The sequence below is a fragment of the Gaoshiqia hydrogeniformans genome, assembly GCF_049347105.1.
Lineage (GTDB): Bacteria > Bacteroidota > Bacteroidia > Bacteroidales > Prolixibacteraceae > Gaoshiqia > Gaoshiqia hydrogeniformans.
Genome location: NZ_CP186334.1, coordinates 3,980,891 through 4,004,592, shown reverse-complemented (window position 1 = coordinate 4,004,592; position 23,702 = coordinate 3,980,891). Strand labels below are relative to the sequence as shown.

At 45.2% G+C, this 23,702-nt stretch carries 25 protein-coding genes and 1 tRNA gene; 13 read left to right on the top strand and 13 right to left on the bottom strand.

The window, feature by feature from the left end:
• Positions 1-38: 38 nt before the first annotated feature.
• From ACOIT5_RS15885 to ACOIT5_RS15875, 3 genes are all read right to left on the bottom strand, one after another.
• Positions 39-111, bottom strand: a tRNA-Thr gene (locus ACOIT5_RS15885).
• Between the two features lie 96 nt (positions 112-207).
• Complete coding sequence (gene tpiA, locus ACOIT5_RS15880) at positions 208-966, bottom strand: triose-phosphate isomerase (RefSeq protein ID WP_423127138.1); 759 nt, start codon at positions 964-966, stop codon at positions 208-210.
• 128 nt (positions 967-1,094) lie between these two features.
• Positions 1,095-1,517 carry a DsrE family protein gene (locus ACOIT5_RS15875; protein WP_423127137.1) on the bottom strand — a complete coding sequence of 141 codons (423 nt, stop codon included), beginning with the start codon at positions 1,515-1,517 and terminating at the stop codon, positions 1,095-1,097.
• 226 nt (positions 1,518-1,743) lie between these two features.
• Between ACOIT5_RS15875 and purL the strand changes: the two genes are divergently transcribed.
• Positions 1,744-5,433 carry a phosphoribosylformylglycinamidine synthase gene (purL, locus tag ACOIT5_RS15870; RefSeq protein ID WP_423127136.1) on the top strand — a complete coding sequence of 1,230 codons (3,690 nt, stop codon included), beginning with the start codon at positions 1,744-1,746 and terminating at the stop codon, positions 5,431-5,433.
• A 38-nt stretch (positions 5,434-5,471) separates the two neighbouring features.
• On the opposite strand, the gene ACOIT5_RS15865 is transcribed toward purL, so the two are convergent.
• Both ACOIT5_RS15865 and ACOIT5_RS15860 read right to left on the bottom strand, forming a co-directional pair.
• Entirely contained in the window at positions 5,472-5,753 is a 282-nt protein-coding gene (locus ACOIT5_RS15865; RefSeq protein WP_423127135.1) for a hypothetical protein, read from the bottom strand.
• Positions 5,754-6,020: 267 nt separating this feature from the next.
• Positions 6,021-6,242, bottom strand: coding sequence for a hypothetical protein (locus tag ACOIT5_RS15860; protein WP_423127134.1), 222 nt, complete (start codon positions 6,240-6,242; stop codon positions 6,021-6,023).
• Positions 6,243-6,874: 632 nt separating this feature from the next.
• Here ACOIT5_RS15860 and ACOIT5_RS15855 point away from each other — a divergent pair.
• The 3 genes from ACOIT5_RS15855 to ACOIT5_RS15845 all read left to right on the top strand — a co-directional run bounded on the left by ACOIT5_RS15855 (position 6,875) and on the right by ACOIT5_RS15845 (position 9,093).
• On the top strand, positions 6,875-7,339 hold the full coding sequence (locus ACOIT5_RS15855) for a hypothetical protein (protein ID WP_423127133.1): 465 nt from the start codon (positions 6,875-6,877) through the stop codon (positions 7,337-7,339).
• Between the two features lie 206 nt (positions 7,340-7,545).
• Positions 7,546-8,256 (top strand): hypothetical protein, encoded by a 711-nt coding sequence (locus tag ACOIT5_RS15850; RefSeq protein WP_423127132.1) that lies wholly within the window; start codon positions 7,546-7,548, stop codon positions 8,254-8,256.
• A gap of 75 nt (positions 8,257-8,331) precedes the next feature.
• Positions 8,332-9,093 (top strand): IS5 family transposase, encoded by a 762-nt coding sequence (locus ACOIT5_RS15845; protein WP_423126326.1) that lies wholly within the window; start codon positions 8,332-8,334, stop codon positions 9,091-9,093.
• A 329-nt stretch (positions 9,094-9,422) separates the two neighbouring features.
• Here the strand turns inward: ACOIT5_RS15845 and ACOIT5_RS15840 are convergent, their stop codons facing one another.
• The 3 genes from ACOIT5_RS15840 to istA all read right to left on the bottom strand — a co-directional run bounded on the left by ACOIT5_RS15840 (position 9,423) and on the right by istA (position 12,662).
• A complete protein-coding gene (locus ACOIT5_RS15840) occupies positions 9,423-9,872 on the bottom strand; it encodes a phage integrase N-terminal SAM-like domain-containing protein (RefSeq protein ID WP_423127131.1) in 450 nt (149 codons plus the stop codon).
• 516 nt (positions 9,873-10,388) lie between these two features.
• Positions 10,389-11,108, bottom strand: a complete 720-nt coding sequence (istB, locus tag ACOIT5_RS15835) for an IS21-like element helper ATPase IstB (RefSeq protein WP_423127130.1) — start codon at positions 11,106-11,108, stop codon at positions 10,389-10,391.
• A gap of 42 nt (positions 11,109-11,150) precedes the next feature.
• Positions 11,151-12,662, bottom strand: coding sequence for an IS21 family transposase (gene istA / locus ACOIT5_RS15830; protein ID WP_423126725.1), 1,512 nt, complete (start codon positions 12,660-12,662; stop codon positions 11,151-11,153).
• 133 nt (positions 12,663-12,795) lie between these two features.
• On the opposite strand from istA, the gene ACOIT5_RS15825 reads away from it, so the two are divergent.
• The 7 genes from ACOIT5_RS15825 to ACOIT5_RS15795 all read left to right on the top strand — a co-directional run bounded on the left by ACOIT5_RS15825 (position 12,796) and on the right by ACOIT5_RS15795 (position 16,487).
• A complete protein-coding gene (locus ACOIT5_RS15825) occupies positions 12,796-13,074 on the top strand; it encodes a hypothetical protein (protein ID WP_423126726.1) in 279 nt (92 codons plus the stop codon).
• On the top strand, positions 13,022-13,297 hold the full coding sequence (locus ACOIT5_RS15820; RefSeq protein WP_423127129.1) for a helix-turn-helix domain-containing protein: 276 nt from the start codon (positions 13,022-13,024) through the stop codon (positions 13,295-13,297). Before ACOIT5_RS15825 ends, ACOIT5_RS15820 begins: the two co-directional genes overlap by 53 nt.
• A 67-nt stretch (positions 13,298-13,364) precedes the next feature.
• Positions 13,365-13,835, top strand: coding sequence for a hypothetical protein (locus ACOIT5_RS15815; RefSeq protein ID WP_423127128.1), 471 nt, complete (start codon positions 13,365-13,367; stop codon positions 13,833-13,835).
• Positions 13,836-14,091: 256 nt separating this feature from the next.
• A complete protein-coding gene (locus tag ACOIT5_RS15810) occupies positions 14,092-14,667 on the top strand; it encodes a Crp/Fnr family transcriptional regulator (RefSeq protein ID WP_423127127.1) in 576 nt (191 codons plus the stop codon).
• Positions 14,668-14,766: 99 nt separating this feature from the next.
• Positions 14,767-15,153 carry a pyridoxamine 5'-phosphate oxidase family protein gene (locus ACOIT5_RS15805; RefSeq protein WP_423127126.1) on the top strand — a complete coding sequence of 129 codons (387 nt, stop codon included), beginning with the start codon at positions 14,767-14,769 and terminating at the stop codon, positions 15,151-15,153.
• 177 nt (positions 15,154-15,330) lie between these two features.
• Entirely contained in the window at positions 15,331-15,978 is a 648-nt protein-coding gene (gene trhA / locus ACOIT5_RS15800; protein ID WP_423127125.1) for a PAQR family membrane homeostasis protein TrhA, read from the top strand.
• A 59-nt stretch (positions 15,979-16,037) separates the two neighbouring features.
• Positions 16,038-16,487 carry a methionine-R-sulfoxide reductase gene (locus tag ACOIT5_RS15795; RefSeq protein WP_423127124.1) on the top strand — a complete coding sequence of 150 codons (450 nt, stop codon included), beginning with the start codon at positions 16,038-16,040 and terminating at the stop codon, positions 16,485-16,487.
• Between the two features lie 92 nt (positions 16,488-16,579).
• On the opposite strand, the gene ACOIT5_RS15790 is transcribed toward ACOIT5_RS15795, so the two are convergent.
• Entirely contained in the window at positions 16,580-17,140 is a 561-nt protein-coding gene (locus ACOIT5_RS15790) for a hypothetical protein (protein ID WP_423127123.1), read from the bottom strand.
• Between the two features lie 12 nt (positions 17,141-17,152).
• On the bottom strand, positions 17,153-17,707 hold the full coding sequence (locus tag ACOIT5_RS15785; protein WP_423127122.1) for a PepSY-associated TM helix domain-containing protein: 555 nt from the start codon (positions 17,705-17,707) through the stop codon (positions 17,153-17,155).
• An 85-nt stretch (positions 17,708-17,792) separates the two neighbouring features.
• Here ACOIT5_RS15785 and ACOIT5_RS15780 point away from each other — a divergent pair, with 85 nt between their 5' ends.
• Positions 17,793-18,152: a NifB/NifX family molybdenum-iron cluster-binding protein gene (locus ACOIT5_RS15780; protein ID WP_423127121.1), complete on the top strand. Its 360-nt coding sequence runs from the start codon at positions 17,793-17,795 to the stop codon at positions 18,150-18,152.
• On the opposite strand, the gene ACOIT5_RS15775 is transcribed toward ACOIT5_RS15780, so the two are convergent.
• From ACOIT5_RS15775 to ACOIT5_RS15765, 3 genes are all read right to left on the bottom strand, one after another.
• Entirely contained in the window at positions 18,149-19,150 is a 1,002-nt protein-coding gene (locus ACOIT5_RS15775) for a tRNA dihydrouridine synthase (RefSeq protein WP_423127120.1), read from the bottom strand. The genes ACOIT5_RS15780 and ACOIT5_RS15775 overlap by 4 nt on opposite strands.
• Positions 19,143-20,192 (bottom strand): rhodanese-related sulfurtransferase, encoded by a 1,050-nt coding sequence (locus ACOIT5_RS15770; RefSeq protein WP_423127119.1) that lies wholly within the window; start codon positions 20,190-20,192, stop codon positions 19,143-19,145. The genes ACOIT5_RS15775 and ACOIT5_RS15770 overlap by 8 nt, the downstream gene beginning before the upstream one ends.
• A 476-nt stretch (positions 20,193-20,668) precedes the next feature.
• Positions 20,669-22,009 (bottom strand): MATE family efflux transporter, encoded by a 1,341-nt coding sequence (locus ACOIT5_RS15765; RefSeq protein ID WP_423127118.1) that lies wholly within the window; start codon positions 22,007-22,009, stop codon positions 20,669-20,671.
• A gap of 171 nt (positions 22,010-22,180) precedes the next feature.
• Here ACOIT5_RS15765 and accC point away from each other — a divergent pair, with 171 nt between their 5' ends.
• Positions 22,181-23,695, top strand: a complete 1,515-nt coding sequence (gene accC, locus ACOIT5_RS15760; RefSeq protein ID WP_423127117.1) for an acetyl-CoA carboxylase biotin carboxylase subunit — start codon at positions 22,181-22,183, stop codon at positions 23,693-23,695.
• The last annotated feature ends 7 nt before the right edge of the window (positions 23,696-23,702 follow it).

The window sequence follows — 23,702 nt, the reverse complement described above, 5'->3', positions numbered from 1 at the left end:
CCCTTGCAGTCAATTGGCCGCAAGGGATTTTTATTGAGAGCCTCTCACGGGACTCGAACCCGCGACCTGCTCATTACGAATGAGCTGCTCTACCAGCTGAGCTAAAGAGGCAATCGTGGTGCAAATATAGAAAAATGGTGAATCCCGGGAGTCGGAATTCACCATTTTTTTCTTTCTGCGCCTGAAAAGTGACTTTGATGATATTTTTTAATAGGCATTGATGATCGCCAGAAAATCTTCGGCTTTCAACGACGCTCCGCCAATCAATCCGCCGTCGATATCGGGATTGGCAAATAATTCATTGGCATTTTTAGGGCTACAGCTTCCGCCGTAGAGGATTGACGTTTCTTCAGCTACAGCAGCGCCAAATTTGTCGGCAATCAGTCCGCGGATAAAAGCCAACATCTCCTGGGCTTGTTCCGAGCTGGCAGTAACACCTGTTCCGATAGCCCAGATCGGTTCGTAAGCAATGATAATTTTCGAGAAATCTTCGGCAGAAAGCTGAAATACCGTTTCGTCCAATTGTGTTTTCACAAAATCGTTTTGGGTACCGGCATTGCGGATTTCCAGGGCTTCGCCACAGCAGTAGATCGGGGTTAATCCGTTTGCCAATGCCAAGGCAACCTTTTTATTCAGGATTTCGCTGGTTTCGCCGTAATATTCACGTCTTTCAGAATGGCCTAAAATCACGAACTCTGCGCCGGTCGATTTGACCATCGCCGCAGAAACTTCGCCGGTGAAAGCGCCTTTTGCTTCTGCTGCGCAATTTTGGGCAGCTACGCCAATACGGTTGGAGTCAACAGTTTCAACAACTTTTGTCAGATGGGTGAAAGGCGTTCCTAAAACAACTACAACATCTTTGGCGCCTTCTTTAGCGACCAGTTCACTTACAGCTTTTGCTAATTCAACACCTTCCTGTAAGGTTGTATTGCATTTCCAGTTACCGGCAACAACTTTTTTTCTCATTTTTGTTTATTTTGATGGATAGTGATTTGAGAATTTTAAAATATCGGCGCAAAAATAGAAAAAGGTGGCCACACCACCTATTATTTCAAAAACGAGCTTACGAATTTAACTATTGTTTAAACCGGGGCCTAAAAACTTAACACATGCCAACCTTCTTTAATATAAGCGGTTAGTGGTATCCCCATCGGTTTTACATCCAGGTCCAGGTCATTCAATTCCTGAACAATTCCGTACATATGGGCACAGGTCATACAGGCCTCAACTTCAATACCCAATTCCATCATTTTTTTTATATCGGCCTGAAGATCTTCATCTTCGGCTAACAATTTGGCCGATGGTCCCCATACAATCAGGACAACTTCGTCGAACCAACCCTGGCGTTTGGCGTTCTTGGTGTACATGAAACATACTTTCTCAGCAACTTCCGGATCGGCGCTCGACCAGATAACCGCCAATTTATTACTGTTGTCGTCTTTGTTTTTCGAAGTCTGGGCCATCGTATTCATCACAATTCCAACGGCAAGCAGCACAAAAAATAGAAATTTCTTCATCTTAAAAATTTGGAGGGCGGCAATTTATCAAGCTTTCGACTAATATCAAAACAGCCGCGATAATTTTAACATTTCTTAATTATTTGTTATTATTCAGTTTGAACCAGTTATCCGAATTATTCACATTCGTCGTGTTTTCGCGTCTGGTGAAATGATTCTTTTTTAGGTTTTTTTATCTTTGTGGCGTGTTTTATAACATGTCAGTTTTATCTTAAACAAATTCAAGATGATTTCATTCTTTAAAACTCCTCAAAACAGCGTCATTGCTGTTCAATCAACTAATTTTTTCGCTGGTGCCGACATTGAAAAACTGGTATGGCTGTTTGGCGAAGCAACTTATGTTGAAGGTGAATCACTGTCTGGCTGGTTTGTGGGGCCGCGAAAGGAAATGATTACCCCCTGGAGTACCAATGCGGTTGAAATTACCCAGAATATGGGTATTTCAGGGATTACACGCATCGAGGAATTTGCAGAAGTGCCCGGTCAGTCGGCTGGTCTTGATCCCATGTTGCAACGAATGTACCAAGGCTTGGGGCAGGAAATTTTCACCATAAAAAAACAACCGGAACCAATTCTTGAAATTGATGATATTGCCGCGTATAACGAACAGGAAGGCCTGGCGCTGAGCGAAGATGAAATCAGCTACCTGAACGAAGTCTCTGAAAAGATGGGACGTAAACTGACAGACAGCGAAGTGTTTGGTTTTTCACAGGTGAATTCGGAGCACTGCCGGCACAAGATTTTCAACGGAACTTTCGTGGTTGACGGCGTGGAGAAGGAGATGTCTCTTTTCCAGTTGATAAAAAAGACTTCGAAAGAAAACCCGAATAAAATTATTTCGGCCTACAAAGATAACTGCTCATTTGTGCAGGGACCGGTGGTAGAGCAATTTGCACCGAAAACGCAGGACAAACCCGATTTTTTCGAGGTAAAGGATATTGAAACAGTGCTTTCGCTGAAAGCCGAAACCCATAACTTTCCAACAACGGTTGAACCGTTTAACGGGGCGGCAACCGGTACCGGCGGCGAAATACGCGACCGGATTGCAGGGGGAAAAGGAAGTTTGCCGATTGCCGGAACAGCGGTGTACATGACCTCGTATCCGCGCACCGAAGATGCCCGCAGGTGGGAACAGGCTACCGAACCGCGTCAGTGGTTGTATCAAACGCCCGAAGAAATCCTGATCAAAGCATCGAACGGGGCCAGCGATTTTGGCAATAAATTTGGTCAGCCGCTGATTTGCGGCTCGGTGCTCACCTTCGAACATTTCGAAAACTACAAAAAATATGGTTTCGATAAAGTGATCATGCTGGCCGGAGGGATCGGTTTCGGCCGTAAAAAAGACAGTCTGAAAGATTCGCCTAAAAAAGGGGATCAGGTGGTGTTGCTTGGCGGCGATAACTACCGGATCGGCATGGGAGGCGGTGCTGTTTCGTCGGTAGCTACCGGCGAATTTGAAAATGCCATTGAACTGAACGCGGTGCAGCGGGCAAATCCCGAGATGCAGAAACGCGCCTATAATGCCATTCGCGCCCTGGCCGAGTCGGACGAAAACCCGATCATTTCCATTCACGACCACGGCGCCGGCGGCCACCTGAACTGCTTATCGGAGCTGGTGGAAACGACCGGCGGATTAATTGATACCGCCAAATTACCTGTTGGCGACCCCACCTTATCGCAAAAAGAAATTATCGGCAATGAGTCGCAGGAACGTATGGGCTTGGTGATGCACGCGAAAGATGTGGACCTGCTTCAGAAAATTGCCGACCGCGAACGGGCCCCCATGTACGTGATTGGCAAAGCTACCGGCGATATGCAGTTCACCTTCAAAAACTCGAAAACCGGCGAAACGCCCATCGACTGGCAGTTGGCCTACATGTTTGGCAACCCGCCGAAAACGGTTTTGACGGATACGACCGAAAAAGCAAAATTTGCCGGCCTGGCGTACGATCAGGCAAAGATTGAAAGTTACCTCGAAGATGTGTTGCAACTGGAATCGGTTGCCTGTAAAGATTGGCTGACCAACAAAGTCGACCGTTCGGTAACCGGACGGATTGCCAAACAACAGGGCGCCGGGAAGCTGCACCTTCCGTTAAATAACCTGGGGGCCATTACGCTCGATTACCAGGGGAAAAGCGGTTTTGCCACCTCCATTGGCCATGCGCCGGTTGCCGGAATGGCCGATCCGGCCAAAGGGTCTGTCCTATCGATTGCCGAAGCGCTGACCAACATCATTTGGGCGCCTATGCCGGATAAACTGAGAAGTATTTCACTGAGCGCCAACTGGATGTGGCCGGCAAAAAACCCGGGAGAAAATGCCCGTATTTATGAAGCCGTGAAAGCGGCCAGTGATTTTGCCTGCGCCCTTGGCATTAATATTCCGACGGGAAAAGATTCGATGTCGATGACCCAGAAATATAAAGACGACGTGGTTTATGCGCCGGGAACGGTGATTATCTCGGCTTCGGGCGAGGTGAGCGACGTGAGAAAAATTGTGGAGCCGGTGGTTGTCCCCGATGCGGGCAAACCGCTTTATTATATCGACTTTTCCTCCCATTCGCTTGCCTTGGGCGGAAGCGCTTTCGGGCAGATCATCAATAAAATCGGGCAGGATGCCCCGACCGTGGCGAACCCGGCCTATTTTGTAAATGCGTTCAACACCATTCAGTCGTTCATTGAAGATGAACTGATCCTGGCCGGGCACGATGTGGCTTCGGGCGGTATGATTACCACCTTGCTGGAAATGTGTTTCAGCGATAACGACAGCGGCCTGAACCTGGATTTGACCGGTTTGGGAGAGGAAGACAGTGTGAAAGTGTTCTTCAACGAAAACCCGGCGATTGTTATCCAGGCGGCCGACGCTGCGAAAGTGGAAGCTGGTTTGACCGAAGCCGGCATTCGTTTTGTGAAAATAGGGGCGCCTTCGGCCAAACGCGAACTGACCGTGAAGAACTTCGGACAACAGTTCGGATTGGATATCGACTCCTTGCGCGAGTTATGGTTCAAAACGTCGTATCTGATGGACCGCAAACAGAGTGGCGAAAAACTGGCCCTGGAGCGTTTCAGGAATTACAAGAGAAATGAGCTGAGCTACGACTTTAAAAATTTTACCGGCAAAGCGGCTGATTACGGGATCGACCTCAAACGCCGTAAACCGGGTGATGTGAAAACGGCCATCATTCGTGAAAAAGGGGTAAACGGCGACCGCGAAATGGCGTACATGCTTTACCTGGCCGGTATGGACGTGAAAGACGTGCACATGACCGACCTGATTGCAGGGCGGGAGACCCTCGAAGATGTAAACCTGATTGTTTTCGTGGGCGGTTTCTCCAATTCCGACGTGCTTGGCTCGGCCAAAGGTTGGGCCGGCGCGTTTAAATACAACGAGAAAGCCCGCGTGGCGCTCGAAAATTTTTACAAACGCGAAGATACGCTGAGCCTGGGCGTCTGCAACGGATGTCAGTTGGTGGTTGAACTCGGGTTAATTTATCCGGAGCATGAAAAAATGCCGAAGATGCTTCATAACGAGTCGCACAAATTTGAATCGGCCTTTGTGAGTGTTGAGATTGCAGAGAATAATTCGGTGATGCTGAAAACCATGGCCGGGATGAAGCTGGGCGTTTGGGTGGCCCACGGCGAAGGAAAATTCAGTTTTCCCTATGCCGAAAGCGAGTACCGGATTCCCTACAAGTATGCCAACCAATTTTATCCGGGAAACCCGAATGGTTCAGACTATCACGCGGCCGCTATTTGTTCGAAGGACGGTCGTCACCTGGCCATGATGCCCCACCTGGAAAGGGCTTTCGGCCCCTGGCACTGGCCGTATTACCCGGCTGCACGGAAGCAGGATGAACTTACACCCTGGATCGAGGCCTTTGTGAATGCACGGGAATGGATTCGAAATTATAATAAATAACCGGCTTAGGGAATGTAAAACAGGAGATTTTTCTTTGTTTATTCTTTCATGGCCCGTTTGCCGGTCAACAGCTCGCTGTTGTAGCTGATGCGGACAATATAAACGCCTTCTTCCCTGCCCGATGTGTTCAGCCGGTAGTCCCTGCCTCTGAGCTTGGTTTTCTTTACTTTCAACAATTGGCCTTGGTCGTAAACGTCCGGGGCCAATTCGGTATGTATGTCCAGGCTTTCTTCTGATATAGATTCGATGGATACGCCGGTTTCGGAGGTCGAGGGATTGAGAGACAAAAGCAAAAAAAGACATCCAATTACGCGTACCATCGTTGAACTTGTTTTAGGTACGCCGCAGGCCGTTGCGGTACATAAAATATACCCGGCAGCAGGATCAACCCCTGAAACTGTACATTCCGGGCAATCACTGTTACTGATTCCCTTGTTTTCCACGTTCAAAATCCCCGTAGGCCGCAGCCGGACAACAGGCCATCAGAGAAATGCAAGTCATGCTGAACTTGCTTCAGCACCTGTTGCTATTTGTTGCATTGAGGGTTAAAGACAGAGATGCCGAAATAAAGCGCCACCAGTTTTAAATCAATCAATGCCTCCCGAAGCGGCGCGCAGGCCGTTTAAACGTCCACCGGCTGTGTCGATTTTCAATCGACGATTATTGAATGCGCGGTTACAAACCGCGCCACCCGGGAAGAAGAACATAATTTGAATAAAAATTGAAGGACACCCATTCTGAAAAAAGCCCTGCTGCTGATGTCCTTCCGGACAGGATTTACTTTTTTGTCTTAAAACAAAAGAAGTCAAGGCTGACGGTGATTTCAGATCAATTTTCCGGGAAATCCGTTTCAATTATGCGGAAAACTCACCTGGATTGTGCGGAAAACTCATTGGTATTATGCGGAAAATGCGTTTCGATTATCCGCAAAACGCATTGGTGTTTTCCGCGAAACAGAATCGTGTCATCAGGATATTCCGAAAATCCTCGCTGGCTGGTTCTCCCGCTGGCAGGCATTTATTTATTAACCGGCGGTTCGGAAACCGCTGCGCCCGACAGCGGGATGACACCCGTTTACCAACTGTTTTTAAATTGATTCCAAATTAGCCAATAAGTAAAATTTATTACGTCAAGTTTTGTAATTTGGGGAGCGAAACCGAAAAATTCCGGTCAGGGCGTTGATTTGAAGCGTAAGGAAAAAACGATGTAAACCCTTACCGGCGATGTTGGAGAGGAAAAACAGGGGCAAGGACGTTTTATGTTCCAAATTTTTCATTGCCGGATGGAAAAGAACCCGATTGATGGTTTGATGTGAGTGAGGGACGTATAACGATACTTTCCGGATTTGGAAGAATATCTTTCACTTTCCATCTGACAAAACGGAAATATATGTACCTGGTAAATATAGACAAAACGTTACCAAACATTTTAAAACAAAAATATGAAAGCATGGAGTTTTGAAGTAAAAAGTAATCCTAAAGAGATTAGTCAGAAATTAGAATCCACATTTAAGGATGTTAATGGGTTTGCGCTTAATCTGAATCGTGATAAAAATGATTTTGTGACATTTAAAATACATAAACGGGCTCTTGAGTTATTCCAAATTTATCTCCTCAATAATATCATCGTAAATGGAAAGATTATAAAAACAAATGTTGAAAATGAGACGAAGGTGGAGATTTCCTTCGCTCAACACCTTATGATGAAATTGACAATGTTTGTAAATATATTATTTGGTATTGGTCTTATCGCTTTACTGATAATGAAAAGTAACATTTCTTATATTTTCATTCTTGGAGGTATATTGTTAATAATAGGAATCCTGATTTGGCTTGACATGAAAAAGAGATTTAACAGGAATGTTCAAGATTATAAAAATTTGATTTCTGAGATGTTACAGATTTAAAAAGTAAAAACGTTTGGTAATTGCAAATTGCATTGCGGGTGCAGTGGTGTGCGTTGTCTCTGCTCCTTTCTTGAGCGTCTTCGTCCTGCGGACGCTGACGCCCTTCGAAATCCGCAACGACAACTTGCAAGTGACCGTTATGGGGCATTATATCGACATCCTATAAAGCTATTAACCAGCAGATTAAATATAAATAATATGGCAAAATGAAACGACTTTTAAGACTTCCGAATTATGTATTGATTCTTTCAGGACTCTTTGTTTCAATGATAGCAAAAGCTGATACTTGGGATAATCCAAGTGTTAAAACATACTATTCGGAGAATAAAGAATTTAAATTAATTATTACTCCCAAAAAGACTTCAGACAAATATAATTTATGGGAATATTACAAGTCAAACAAACACCCACAGACAAAAAAGATTTTAAGACAAAAGGAGAAATTTATGCGGAGTATTTCTGAGCATGACACGATTAGAATTCCTTGTACTGGAGAATTATATCAAATCAATGGGTCAGATAGTTTTTTAATTTGGAAAAGACCTTTATTAAATGAGGTTTGTCCAGTTTATGCTATAGTTGCAAACGATGGTTCTTCAATTGCAACCTTTGACAATTGGTATTCGACTGGATATGGAGTAAATATTTTTGTTGTTTATAATGAGAAAGGAGATGCAAAAAAGACTTATGAGCTTGAAGAAATAAGTCCTTTTGAGCTAGATGATTATAGTATGTCAATATCATCGTTATTTTGGAGAAAAGTAGTTCGATATATAGATAATGACAAAATTGAGATAATTTTTGAGACAGAAGATAGTAAATCAACCTATCGGATTTATAATATAAAAACATTAGAGACTGTTTTGATTTTAAATTTAAAAAATATTATAGCGCAATTAACACCAAGGTGTTTATAATTAAACAATTGGTTATCAGCTAACTATATCAGGTTAGATTTTCTTTGCACTAAAATAACGACAAATTAGTGTACGATGAAAATTTACCCAAGTGATTTAACCGATAACCAGTGGCAAGTTATAAAAGATTTGTTTGAACAAGAGCGAAAAAGAAAACATAGTTTACGATCAATTGTGAATGCAATTTTGTACATAACCAAATCCGGTTGCCAATGGCGGATGCTCCCCAACGACTTTGCGCCATGGCAGACAGTTTATTATTACTTCAGACAGTGGAAGTTAAACGGGCTTTTGGAGGAATTGCATGATTATCTTGTCGAAAAGGTCAGGGTGCAAAAAGGCAGAAACCCTGTTCCATCTGTTGGCATAATTGACAGTCAATCCGTTAAAACAGTCAATGTTTGTCAAGACGAGATTGGGTATGATGGCGGCAAAAAGATTAAGGGCAGAAAAAGGCACATTGTTGTTGATACCCTTGGCTTACTACTGGCCATTGTAGTCCATTCAGCAACGCCACATGACAGCAAGGCCGCAGAACTTGTATTTAAAATCCTTAAAAATAAATACATAAAAGGGATCGTAAAAATATTTGCCGATGGCGGTTATCGGGGGGAATTAATAGAGACAGCCAGGATAAAATTTGGTTGGGCCCTCGAAATTGTCAAAAGAAATGAAGCCCACAAATTCAAAATCCTGCCTAAAAGATGGATTGTTGAAAGAACATTTGCCTGGATTTCATTTCAACGACGGACCTCGAAAGACTATGAAAGGTTGACCGAAACAAGTGCAGCCTTTGTCCAATTATCAATGATAAGATTGATGCTTAACAAATTTTGACAATGATTTCAAAACAGTCTCTTAGAATTTGAATTATAACGCCCCATAATAAATAGGAACATGAGCGGCGTGCAGCGCCCAGCGATTGTTCCCGGTTGAACTACACCCGCCGGGCTGAGGGCTATGCACTTATTGAAGGTTTTTAGTGGATTTAACAGATAGAATGGGCAGGAAAGAGCCCGACGTTCATTGACATGTTGCAGGTTTTTGTGCTTTTCAGTTCAGTTTGCATCAGCGACTTGATGTTTAAGCCCTGCTTTTTTTGCGTTTTTGCCGGTATGGGGGCATACCTCTCCCTGATACGCCGGGAGCGTAACGTGATTTAGTGATTATGACGAATAGATCAGCGTGAGTACCACCCGTTGTTTCAAAAGCGTTGGTGCGGTAAAAAGCTCTTTAAGCTCCTGTTGGTTCAGGATGACCGGCAGTTTGGTATTCCCTTTCAGCGAAGGCAGGGCAATGGCATTTTTGTTCATCCCCGGCAGGCGGTAATAGTAACGCAGCCCGTACACCATGTGTTTAAAGCTGCTGCGCGAAGGCGACCGGGGATCGCGGGCCAAAGCGGCCAGGTACTCGTTGATCTCTTCGGGATCGATCTGCTCGGGAAGCTTCCCGAAATGGACCAAAAACAGGGCGATGCGGCGGATGTAATTATTTAATGTACTTTTGCTTTGTCCGCGCAAGGTAACCTGTTGCTCCAGCTTGCGAACAACTTTTTCAAACTCAGGAACAAGCACGATAGCCTGCTCAACAATAGTTAAACCCGATTTCTTTCTCATATTCAGAAATTTTATTGGTGAATAATTCCGGAGTATAGGAAGAATCGGGTACTTTTAAAACACTATCCGCGTAGGCGGGTTTAGCTCAATATCGTCTTATTCAAAGAGACCGGAGCTTCTGCATTTTTTAAAGAACCACTTCACGAACTATTTGAAAAAAGTGTTTCGTTTGACAACTTTATTACACCACAAAAGCTATCCACGATAGAAGAGCGTCTATCGGAAGCACCAGGTAACCCGCAACGAATTTCGATCATCGAACAGTTTTTGCTTTCAAAATTATCCGATCCGAAATCAGACGGATTAATTTCTGCTGCATTGGCAAAAATTCATTCCACAAACGGAAATATCCGAATAAAAGAATTAACCGAAGCGCTATTTGTCAGTCAGGATGCTTTTGAGAAACGCTTTAGAAAAGTTGTCGGAGCTGGCTATTCCGGAAGCTACCACCCAGTAATCCGGCGTATACCACCCAGGTTGAGTAACTAAATCGAAGAACTTATTTGACTGACAATATTACCGTTTTTTTCTTAAACTCTCACCTTTTAGTTCAAACCGGTGTGCCGTATAGACGATCCTGTCCAGAAAGCTGTCGGCCACGGTGGGTTCGGAAAAGACATCAAACCAACTGGCCACCGGCAACTGGCTGGCAATAATGGTTGACTTTCGGGCATGGCGGTCCTCGATGATTTCCATCAGATCCAGTTGCTGTTGTCCTTCCAGTGGCGATAATCCAAAATCGTCCAGGACAAGCAGCTCTGTTTTGGCCAGTTTGTCAAAAACCCGGGTTATAGTGCCTTCCAGTCGGGCAATCTTTAGTTTCATCATCAGCTTTTGCATATTAAAATACGCTACGCTATAGCCCAGTTCGCACGCTTTCAGTCCCAGGGCCGAGGCCAGTGAACTTTTGCCGACCCCGGTTAGTCCGACAATGATCACGGCCTCCCCGTTCTTGATGTAATCGCCCATGCCCAGCCTTGTCAACAGGGATTTGTCGATTCCCCTTGCCGGGTTGGTGTCGATTTGATCCAGGCTTATCCGGTAACGAAAGCGGGCATTCTTTTCCAGCCGGCTGAACCGGTTCATTTTACGCTGGTCCTGTTCTGCCTGGAGCAGCAGGGCCAGCCCGTCTTCCAGGGAAAGTTCTGTAGTTTTTCTTGTCTCAATTAATGTTTTCCAGCAGGCGGCCATCCCTGACAACCGAAGCCCGCTGAGTTGGGTGATCATTTGATCCATCTTCTTTTCATTTTTGGTTTGTACTCTGATTATTTTCCTTGATTATTGATAGTCTCCCCGGATGTTTCCGTGTTTGGGGAGTTTCTTTATGGTTGAAGGCTTATCCGATGTCATCCTGTTTTCGATTCGCCTGCGAACAAACTGATAACTTGGTATGCCGTTGGCAACGGCCACCCGGCAGGCTTCTTCAAAACAGAAGGGATCGGTTTTGCGTTGAAGGCTCAACAACCCCTCACAGCGTTTGTATAAAACCTCGGGCGTTTCTTCCTTTGCAAACATCATCTTCATCAGGCAGAGCAGGCCATCTGACCGTTTGCGGGCCAGGTCCATGTAGTACCCGGGGCTGCGGTCCATGTAATGCTGATGGGCCGATGGCATGTGCTCCCGCACGAGCGTATATCCGAAACCGATGGTGCGCCGGTGAGTGGCAACCAGCTCTGATTTGCAATAGATCCGCACCAGGGTACGGGTATAAACCACACTGGCCTGTTCCCCGGTGCAGGCGTAAGGAACCGAATAATAGTGTTTGTCCCGTGCCAGGTAAATACAACTGTTTTGCTGCACCCTCAGGCTCGCATAATAACGGATATCAAAACCTGACAGGGGCAAGGCTTTTAACAGTCCTTTTTCATCGGCCAGAAAGTGTTCTTCGCGGCTGTACTCCCGTTGTTGCATCCGGGTCTGGTTATGTTGCAGGATCTTTTCGCTGATCGCCCTGTTCAGGTCGGCCAGGGAAAAAAAGACATGGTTACGCAACCGGGCATACACCCGCTGGTAAACCAGCTTAACCTGGTTCTCCACCAGAGCCTTGTCTTTTGGGGTCCGCACACGCGCAGCCAGCACGGCAAAACCATAGTGGTTGGCAAAATCGTCCATCACCCGGTTAATGTCCGGTTCATACCGGTCGGTTTTGATCACGGCAGCCTTGAGGTTATCACAAACCACAATTTTGGGGACACCACTGAGTGCCTGCAAACAGCAGCCAAGTGCATAAAGAAAATTTTCCGTGTTCTGATGGGAAACAGCCATGGCAAAGCTGTAATCCGAGTAAGGCAGGGTAGCCACGAAAACATACGCTTTTATCGCTTCCCCGGTCTCACGATCAACGTAAGAGAGCGTATCCCCTGCAAAGTCGACAAAAAGTTGCTGCCCGGGCTGGTGGGTCAGCACCGCGGAAGATTTACGGGCTACACGCAACTGGTTTAAATGAAAGCAGAACTGGGAGTAGCTGTACCCCTGCGGGTGCTTTTCACGGTATTCCTGCCAAAGCAGTTTGATGGTCACGTGCCTGCGTTTGAGTTCTCCTTCAAGATAAGGGAGCATTTGTTTCAGCTCATTAAAGCGATCTTCCAGGTAGGCCGGGTTTCCGGCATGAAAACGGCCTTCCAGCACCGGATCATCCAGGGTAAGAAGCTCTCCGATATCCAGTTTCCCGGATGCTATTTTTTGCATGTAGTTGTTGACCGTCCCTTTGTAAATGCCGAGTTCTTTTCCGATCTGACGGTTGGACAGCCCGCTCTGATGAAGCCTCAAAATTTGTTTTAACTGACTCATAAGTATTACTTTTCTTGCCATAATCCGTGTGCTTGATTGGTTTTATAAGCACACAAAGTACTCGAAAAGTTACTCAGGGAAACCAGGTTAGTGGGTGCATATGCTCCGGATTCTGTCAGAACCCGCCAACGGGATGCCACGAAAAAATATCCACCTGTCTGCCATTGGATTAGCGGCCCATTTTTGGGTGGTCATGCTCCGGAATCCGTGCCGTTTTCTCCCGTTTTCGGATAACTTGCACCCACTGGGTGGTTATGCTCCGGAACCGGTCTGGCCGGGGCAGCGTGATTCCTTCAAAATCACATTTTACAACCTAAAATGCCCCAAACAACCCCGTTTTTGGGTGCATATCCGCCGGAATGTCATGTTTTTTCCTTTTGAAAAACGTTCATTTCCTCTGGATTCTTTCTAAATTACTGGGTGGTTGTGCTCCGGATTATCCAGGAGCAACACCAAAACGATTCTCTTCTATTGTTAGGCTGAATTCAATTATCCGTTATAACCAAAAAAATCAATCCATTTCTGACATGGCCTTCGATGGCGGATACTTTGACCAGCCTCATTTCAATAAAGACTTTAAACTCTTTACAGGTCAAACACCTACTGATTTTTTCAGATCTGCTTCTTTTTGGTAAATCAATGATTTTTTACAATGATTTGGTTTCTGAAGTTCCGAATTTTGAACATATAAAATTCAACCATATGAAATCAATATTCAAATTAGGTCTCCTGTTGTGTGGAACTATACTCGTCAGCGAGCTTTCGTTCTCACAGGTTCAAACAAATCATTCACTCACCAAATCAAAAAAATCAGTAACGATGGACACCTTAAATTTACAAAAGAAACAAAGCGAAAATGCAGTGTACTTTATCGACAAATTTTTTATCCCCAAAAATTCGATTGAGGAGTTTACCAAACGAATGGAGTATAACAGGGGTTTTATTAAAAATCTTCCCGGTTTTATAAAAGATGAGGTATATGAACAAAAAGATGAAAATGGCAACTTGACGATAATAACAATTGCAGCCTGGCAGGGCCGGGACGATTTAAACCATGCAAAAAACGTTGTTCAAGCTGAATATCAAAGAATTGGCTTTAATCCAATTGAATTTTATCAACGTCTGAACATTAAAATGGAAAGAGGACTTTATACATGCTACCGGGAAGAATAAAAGGCCGCAGGTGATAAATAGTCTCCATGTTTGCATGTTAAGGGTATTATTTCTGAAAATTGGAAGAACGAAGTATAAGCATCGTCATTCAATATTTCATATTCAGAAACAACATGGAAGGATGCTGACCGGCCGGCAAGACCCGTCCTGTGGCCTTAAAACATTGTTGTAATTTTCATAGATTTGTATCCGGCAATCTTGGTTTTCAAGAACAATGAAGATCTTAACCAGGCTTCTTCAATCAATAACTGACTAAATGTTTCAAAATTTACTTACCCATATTAACCGCCACATTCAGCTCAGCGAAGATGAAGCAACAACGGTTTTTGCCAACTACTTCAAAACCGGTGAATTTGGGAAAAAGGAGTATTTACAACAGGCCGGACAGAAAAGCAAGTCGATTTACTTTGTGGATAAAGGCTGCTTAATCATGTTTTATGTAAATAATAAATCGGCCAACCAAATTGTTCAATTTGCTATCGAAAACTGGTGGATTGCCGATTATAACAGCCTTATCAACAATACCTCTTCTGATTACTATATCCAAACTATCGAACAATCCAGAATCATTTCGATTGAATTTCCGCAACTGGAGAACTTACTTAAGGAATTACCTCCGTTGGAAAAATACTTTCGCATTATTGCCCAAAAAGCGTTAGCAGCCTCTCAAATACGCGCAAAGTATCTCTACGAAATGTCGAAAGAAGAATTTTACGTGCACTTCTGCACATCATTCCCCGATTTTGTGCAGCGTGTCCCCCAATACATGATTGCATCCTACCTGGGCCTGACACCCGAATATGTTAGCGAATTGCGAAAAAAGAAGCCCTGATTGCTTTCTTAAACCAGTTTAAGCACATTCATTTTACATTTCCATAGTTTTGTCCTGAAATATCAATCACTTTTAATCTATTCAATAAATGATATCATTATGAGCAATTCAGGCAAATTACCGGAGAAATTTTTCGAAGTATTAAAACACGAAGGTGTGGTTTCCATTATGTCATGGGGAGTTGAGCCCCACCTTGTTAATACCTGGAATTCATATATCGTCGTCACCGACGATGGCCGAATCTTAATTCCGGCTTACGGTTTTCGAAAAACCGAAAGAAATGTCAGGGTAAACAACCAGGTTAAAATAACATTGGGGAGTAAAGATGTACTGGGCTATAAGAACTATCAGGGGACAGGTTTTTTAATTGAAGGTACCGCCAATTACATCGAGTCAGGACCGGAATTTGACTGGATGAAAAGTAAGTTTTCCTTTTTAACACGGGTATTTGAAGTCAATGTAAATTCGGCCAGGCAGATGTTATGAGCTCATCTAAACAAAACTGCGCTTTTACCGGGGTTTTGCTTGTTTTAGAAATTGAACCTATTTTCGCATACCGGGAATTATATTCTTCCGGCAATCTTAAACGGGTTCTTCTGAATGTTTCTTTAAATTTGCAGGTAAATTGATTGCTTTGGCATCCGGCTTATTGTTTTTAAGGAAATGAGATTAAAAAGACTAAAACTGAAAAAGGCAGAAGAGATTGCAAACAGCATTTCTCACGGGATCGGGACTGCGCTGGCTGTGGCCGGGGTTGTATTGCTGGTTGTATTCGGGGCACTCTACGGAACGGTATGGCATATCGTGAGTTTTTCTGTTTTCGGGGCCAGTATGATTTTGTTGTACCTGGCTTCCACCCTGTATCATGGCGTTAAAAAACCGCGGCTTAAAGCAAAATTGAACAAGTTCGACCACTCGGCCATCTACATTCTGATTGCCGGGTCTTATACTCCGCTTTCCCTGATTTCGCTTCGCGGCTGGGTTGGCTGGACCATTTTTGGCTTAATCTGGACCTTAGCCATTGCCGGCGTTATTTACAAAGTCTGGTTTTACTCGCCCCGCTGGCGTAACCTGTCAACCTACCTGTATGTGGCGATGGGCTGGCTGGTTATCCTGGCCATTGTTCCGGTGGTCCGGAATGTTCCGAATACCTCTCTCTGGTTTTTTCTTGCCGGAGGCATCAGTTATACCGGCGGCGTTGCTTTTTACCTGCGTCATCACATTCCGTTTTTCCACCTGATTTTTCACCTGTTCATTCTGGGCGGTTCTGTTTGCCATTTTTTTGCTTTTCTTTTTCTGCTGCCCATCTGATCTTTTCAAGACGGCCCAAAAACAAAAAAGCCCGGTCAGTTGTCCTAATAAGAAAAGCAATGAAACAATTGGTGTTGACCGGGCTAATCATTTTCAGCCTGAGCGCCTGCGGCCAGAAAACACATAAAGCCGATGAACGTATGAATTACAACCGCTTAAACGAGTTTGAGGAATATGTGATCCTCCGTAAGGGCACCGAACCGCCGTTTACGGGGAAGTATTACCTCCACACCGACACCGGAACTTATCTTTGTAAACGCTGCAATGCCCCGCTGTTCAAGTCGTCGGATAAGTTTGACGCCGGATGTGGCTGGCCCAGTTTTGACGATGAAATTGAGGGCGCTGTCCATAAATCGGTGGATGCCGACGGACGACGGACCGAGATCACCTGCGCCAACTGCGGCGGGCATCTCGGGCATGTTTTTTACAATGAAGGTTTTACCGGCAAAAACACCCGTCACTGTGTTAATTCAGTATCCATCAGCTTTTTGCCGGAAGCGCCAAAGTAACATCCAGCCGGTTGGTACGGAAACGGGAGATCAGGCTCTGCAACGAAAAACAATCAGAACCTGAAACTCACGCATGGCAATAAAAACTTTTTTTATTCGCCGGCTTCTTCCATGCTTTCAGCTCTCAGAAAGAAAACCGACAAGTAACCCTTCTTGCTTTGTTCAACCTGCTCACGCAAGTCGGCGATTTTTTGCATTTGATCGCTTTCATGCTTGCCGCCGTCGATCTCGTGATTACCGCCGCCATCGTGACCCAAAACATGATCACCGTTTTCGGCTTGCTTGGCCAGGATGTCAGCTTCCTGTTTTTGCAGGTAGTCTTCGTCAATACGTATTTCGTCCAGGATGCCGGTTACAACCAGCTTGCTGCCCATTTGTTCCTGTGTGAATGAATTGACAGAACCGCCTGCTTCAACACGAAGGGTGACATCTTCGGTACTTCCCATCAAAAAGCAACGGCCTCCGCCATGCTGGCATACATGAGACACGATTCCGGTTACCGCTACGGTTTTACCAACGTAAGCGCTTCCCGATTCCTGGACCTGGTCCACCGTCATCAGAAAGACTTCTTCGATAACAATTTGTTTTTTTGCCGTATACTGACAGGCCGATAAGACAGTAAATACAAGCACGATCAAGGAAATTTTTTTCATTGTTAGCTGATTTTATATGATGTAAAAAAATAAGAAAATTCCCGGAACTAAAAAACCCAGTAAAGTCAGCCACCAACCGCGGCCGGTGATGCCATATTTTCCCTTCAGTAAAAATAAACCCGATACCGCCACAAATACCAATACGACAGCCAGAACATCCGAAACCCACACCCAAACGCGGATAGTCGCCACTTTGTGCAGCTTGTTGATATGGTAAAACAAGGGGCGCTTTTCCAACAATTCCATTTCGGCATAACCATCCGACGGACGATAAACCACCATGCCGTTTTCCACAAAGACCTTTAATGCCCCGTCGTTGCCGGTATAGTGCTTCTTGTAAACAGGAGTCTTTTTAAACAGTTCCAGCTTATTTTTCAATGCTTCACGGTCAAGTCCGGAAAGCTCCAGTTCGCCCCACTCCACCGTCTCGCGGACAACCACATGATCGGCATTCCAATCTTTTTTATGATTCAGCGCAATTCCTGAAACAGCATAAATCAGCACCATTCCGGCAATCAGGTATCCAAAGTCGCGGTGCAGGTTCCTCAATAATTTTCTAAACTTCATTTGGTATTTTGTTTTTGAACAATTGTTCGTTATATTTGCATCGAACATATGAACAATTGTTTTGATAAAAATATAAAATTTTAGCATGATGAAGATAGCTATTCCAACCAAAGGAAGTATGGTTGACAATCATTTTGGGCATTGCGATTTTTTCACGGTTTTTGAGTTAAACGACCGGTTTGAGGTGATTTCGTCGGAGAAAATGGAAACGACAAAAGAATGCGGATGCAAATCGAACCTAGCCGGCGAACTGGCAGCCAAAGGGATTAAGCTGTTATTGGCCGGTGGGATTGGCGAAGGTGCAGTCAGGAAACTGAATGAGCAAAAAATTGAGGTAATTGCCGGTTTCAGCGGAGAGGTTGCAGACGTACTGGAGCGGTGGAAACACAAAGATTACCAGGCTGGTTTTACCATTTGCACCGAACACCACAATTGTTCGCTCTAACCGGCCACACGGCTTTCGGCACGGACATTGACCAGTTGATACACATCGTCGAATGTGGCGGCATCCATGAGTTTCGCCCGCATCGTTGACGCCCCGGGGAAACCATTGGCATAAATTTTATAAAAGCGTTTCAGGATGTTGAAGTTCTTCATTCCACCCCAGTTTCGTTCAAATAAGCGGGTGTGTAAAAGCAACTGCTCCAGTTTTTCTTCAGTTGAAACTTCCCTGGGCTGCTTATTGAAAAACCAGGGATCGTGAAAAATGCCCCGCCCAACCATAATCCCGTCGAGGCCAAAACGACCGGTGTATTCAATCGCCTGCGCATACGAGAGGATATCGCCGTTTCCTAAAACCGGCACCTCCGGGGCCAGCTGATCGCGCAAACGGGCCGCCTTGCCAATTTCATTCCAATCGGCCACCCCGTCCGACTGTTGCTTTTGCGTACGCCCGTGCAGTGTAATGGCCGCCGGTTTCGTTTCAAGCAATTGGGCAATCCAGCGTTCGGTCTCATGCTCCCGGATACCGGTTCGTGTTTTTACCGAAACCGGCAGGGAAGTGGCTTCTTTTGTAGCAAGGATAATCTCTTTGGCCAGGCCGGGCTGATCAATCAACGCGCTGCACGAACCTTGTTTGACCACGTTCTTTACGGGGCAGCCCATATTGATATCCAGACCGTCGAAGTCATATTCTTCGGTTAGTTCGCGGGCAACTTTATGAAACACATCCGGTTTGTTTCCCCAAATCTGGGCCACCAGGCGAATGCCTTTTTGTTTCAGGATCTCCTTTTCGGACGGACTAACCACCAGCCGCTCCGATACCCGCTTTTTCCCTACCGGATGGTTCATGCCATCCACCGCCGTAAACTCGGTAAACAGCACATGTAAACAGCCGGGGGCCGAGATACGCGCCACCAGTTCACGGAACGAGGTGTCTGTTACATCTTCCATCGGAGCCAGCGCCATCACCGGACCGTTTATTTCACGCCAGAAATTAGTCATTGCCTGTACGAATCAAACTCAACTTTTGGTTTATACTTTTCCGGAATGCTTTCCGGTTGCCAAACTTACGCCGAAATGTTTGGACGAACAAATAACGGTCTTCTTCAGGAGTATGCAAAACTTCCCTGCACTCATCGCCGCAACATCCTTCGTACCGGGCCGCACATTCAGGGCACTGAATAAAAAGAATATGACAAAGCTTGTTCGCGCAGTTCACATGGGTGTCGCACTTCTGCCCGCACTGGTGACAATGAGCAATCACTTCACCGTTAATTGACTCTCCCAGTCGTTCATCAAAAACAAAATTTTTACCGATAAACTTCGACTTCAGGTCTAATTGTTTTACCTGACGCGCGTATTCAATAATTCCGCCATGCAATTGATTGACATCGCTGAAACCATGATGTTTCAGGTAAGCGCTGGCCTTTTCGCAACGAATTCCGCCAGTACAGTACAGCAGGATCTTCCGGTCTTTTTCATTGTTTAGCTGATCAACAACCAACTCAATCTCTTCCCGGAACGTATCGGCCTGGGGACAAAGGGCGCCTTCAAAATGGCCAATCTCCGACTCATAGTGGTTCCGCATATCCACGACCAGCACTTCCGGATTACCGACATAGTCATGAAACTCAGCCGCCGATAAATGACGCCCGACATTCGTCACATCAAAAGCCTGATCATCCAGCCCGTCAGCAACAATTTTAGGCCGCACTTTGATAGTTAGCTTGTAAAACGATTTACCGTTATCCTCCACCGCGTATTTTATTGGCATATTTTTCAACTCGTCATGTTGATTCAATTTTCCAAGAAACTCATCCAGCCGTTGGGATGGAACACTCATCTGCGCGTTAATCCCTTCCCTCGCCACGTAAATTCGCCCGAAACAATTCATGGCCGACCACTCCAGATAAAGCAAATCCCGGAAAAGCTGCGGCTCGTCAATACGAACGTAGCGGTAAAAAGAAATCGTGATCCGCTGAAAATCTTCTTCCATCAGCCTCTTTTTCAGCTCTTCCTTATGATATCGATTATAGAGTTGCATAAAAATTTTGTCTGCAAAGATAAATATTCCGATTTAAAGACCATTATCTCCTATTATTTTATTACATCCCGACACTTCCTGTGTTTATATTCACCTTAACTTTACATAAATACACAAAAATAACCACTGACAAGAAATATATTCTACAACATATGTTGCATTTTTAAATCTTGATTTCCAGTTTTTTAGAATACACCCGCGGCCAGCAAATTTTCAATCGTTAAGAAATTTTAAGGATTTTTTAACGAACCTTTGAAATATGTGCTATATTAGCAGTGCATTTAAAATTAAATGCTTTAGAATTAAATCTTTAGTTGATACCTTTTCTCTTTAAACCAATATCTATTTTCTGATCTAACTAAGCTAAATTATGGACAACGGGTTATCATGACGATGGTAACCCGCCTTTTTTTTATACGCCCCGCCCCAATTAGTTTATTTTTACTATGGTGTCATGTCAAATCTACACTGAGATTCTAACTCCGGTGCATTTGCCCAACCAATTTTTTTAAACGCAGGGAAAAAAGCACGGCCGCAACGGCCAATCCAAACAGGAATCCGATCCAGATCCCGAGGGAGCCCATATTTAATGTGAACGCGCAAACATAGCTGACCGGTATTCCGACAAGCGAATATGAAACGAAGGCCATCAGCATAGGCACTTTTACGTCAGACAGGCCGCGCAACGCAGATAACAGGGCAACCTGCGTCCCGTCGAACACCTGAAACAGGGCGGCAATGATCAACAACGATGCAGCAACACGGATAACAGCCGGATCTTCGGTAAACAAATACGGCAATTGAAACCGCAACAAAATAAACACGATGCCCATAAGCGACATAAACAGCAAAATCAGGTGCAGCGAAGCAAAGATTGTCTGTCGCAGCAGCGGATAATTTTGTGCGCCGTACTCATGGCTCACATGAATGGTTGTGCCCGCTCCCACCCCCAGGCTGATCATGTAGGTAAACGAAGCCATGCCCAACGCGATCTGGTGTGCAGCCAGCGGCTCCTTGCCCAACCAGCCCATCATTACCGCCCCCAGGCTAAACGTCAGCACTTCCACAATAATCTGCAAACCGATTGGCAAGCCAACTGCCAGCAATTCGCCGATTCTTTTCAACTGAAGCTTTGCCTGGTAAGCCAGGCTAAACAGGTGTTTGTACCGTTTATTTTTCAATACGACCGGGATGAGCAAAAGCGGCATAACTGCCCGTGAAATCAGGGTGGCCACACCAGCGCCGTTCAATCCCATTTCGGGAAATCCGAATTTTCCGAAAATAAGCAGGTAATTCAGAACAACATTCACCAAATTGGCTGTCAGGGTAATCACCATTGCAAGTTTAGTATTACCGATCCCTTCGAGGAATTGCTTGAATGAATAAAAAAGCAACAAGGGCACTAAAGAGGTCACCAATAGTAAAAAATACGAAAATGCTTTCTCAGACACCTCTGCCGGCTGCCCCATGCGGTCGAGAAAAAAACTTACGCCGGTCATGACCACCAGAATAACAAAAGCGGCGAGTATATGAAGAAAAAATCCGTTTTTCAGGTATTCCCCGGCTTCCCGCTCTTTATGCTGGCTGAATACCTTCCCTACCAGTGGCGTTATCCCCATGGTAATTCCAATTCCAAAAAGCATCCCGACATGAAAGATACTGTTCGAAAACGAAGCAGCAGCCAGCTCGGTTGTCCCGGCATGGCCAACCATCATATTATCGACCAGTGAAACAGTGATCTGCCCTACCTGCGAAAGAATCACAGGGAAAGCCAGGTTCAGGTTCTTTTTATACAGAGGTAAATAAGTTGTTATCATTTTTTGAGGCAAAACTGCAAATTTACGCGAAGTTTAACTCCTATCCCAAAACCGAAAGCAGATAAAACCGGAAACTTCAAACTTTTTTCCGAAAATGTGGTTTTAATGTAGAATTATAATAGTTTTATTCCCTTGAAATATCTACATATTTACTCGTGTTAAAACCTGTTTATGAGAAAAATTAACAAGATCCTGGTAGCCAACCGGGGGGAAATTGCGATCCGAATCATGCGCACTTGCCGTGAAATGGGTATCGCTACAGTCGCGGTCTTTTCCGATGCTGACCGAACGTCGATGCATGTCAGGTATGCCGATGAAGCTTGGTATATCGGACCATCTCCTTCCAAAGAAAGCTATTTAAAGGCCGAGAAAATCATTGAGGTTGCCATAAAATCAAAAGCCGACGCCATTCATCCTGGGTACGGCTTTTTATCTGAAAATGCCGCATTTGCCCGGCTATGTGAAACAAATGAGCTGATTTTTATCGGTCCGTCGCCCGAAGTGATTGAAAAGATGGGCGACAAGATTGAGGCCCGCAAAGCGATGATCGCGGCCCGGGTACCGGTTGTTCCCGGCACCACCGAAGCCATCCAGTCGGAAGAAGGAGCATTGAAAACCATCCGGGAAATTGGTTTGCCGGTCATGATAAAAGCATCGGCCGGAGGGGGCGGCAAGGGAATGCGACTGGTCAAAGAGGAACATGAAATCCTCCCGTCGGTTCGCGCTGCCCGCTCTGAAGCAATGGCGGCCTTTAACGACGATGCTGTTTACATCGAAAAATATGTAAGCTCGCCTCACCACATCGAATTTCAGGTATTGGGAGATCAGCATGGAAATGTGATCCACCTGTTTGAACGTGAATGCTCCATCCAGCGCCGCCACCAGAAAATGGTAGAAGAAACTCCGTCGCCGCTGATGACGGCAGAGTTACGCCATCAAATGGGCAAACACGCGGTTGACGCGGCAAAAGCGGTTAACTATGTCGGCGCCGGGACCATCGAATTCCTGGTTGACGACCAGCTTAACTATTACTTTCTGGAAATGAACACCCGCCTTCAGGTTGAACACCCGATTACCGAACGGGTGACCGGGGTCGACCTGGTAAAACAGCAAATCCTGGTGGCCGAAGGACATGAACTGCTCCTCAGACAGGAAACCCTGAAGCAACAGGGACACGCCATTGAATGCCGGGTATATGCCGAAGATTCGGACAATAATTTTATGCCCTGCCCGGGCCGAATCCATACCATCACCCAGCCCCTCGGACTGGGAGTGCGCACCGATGGTTACGTGTATGAAGGTTATGAAATCCCGATCCATTACGACCCGATGATTTCCAAACTGATTGTTTGGGCCGAAAACCGGCAGGAAGCTATCCAGCGGATGAGAAGAGCCTTGTACGAATATAAAATTACGGGGGTGAAAACGTCGATCAAATTCCTGGAACGAATCATGGATTCGAACGATTTCAGGGAAGGAAAATACGATACCAACTATATTGAGAAGAACAAAGACAGCTTGCTTGAAAAAGACCGGTGCGACAGGGAGTGCCAGGACATGGTTCTGATTGCCACGTACATTGATTATTACAACCGGCTGAATAAAGTGCTGCCAACAAAACAGCTCAATCCGGTTGAGAACCGATGGAAGAAATATACTTACCAAAAAAACTTTGACCGACTTTAATCTGATA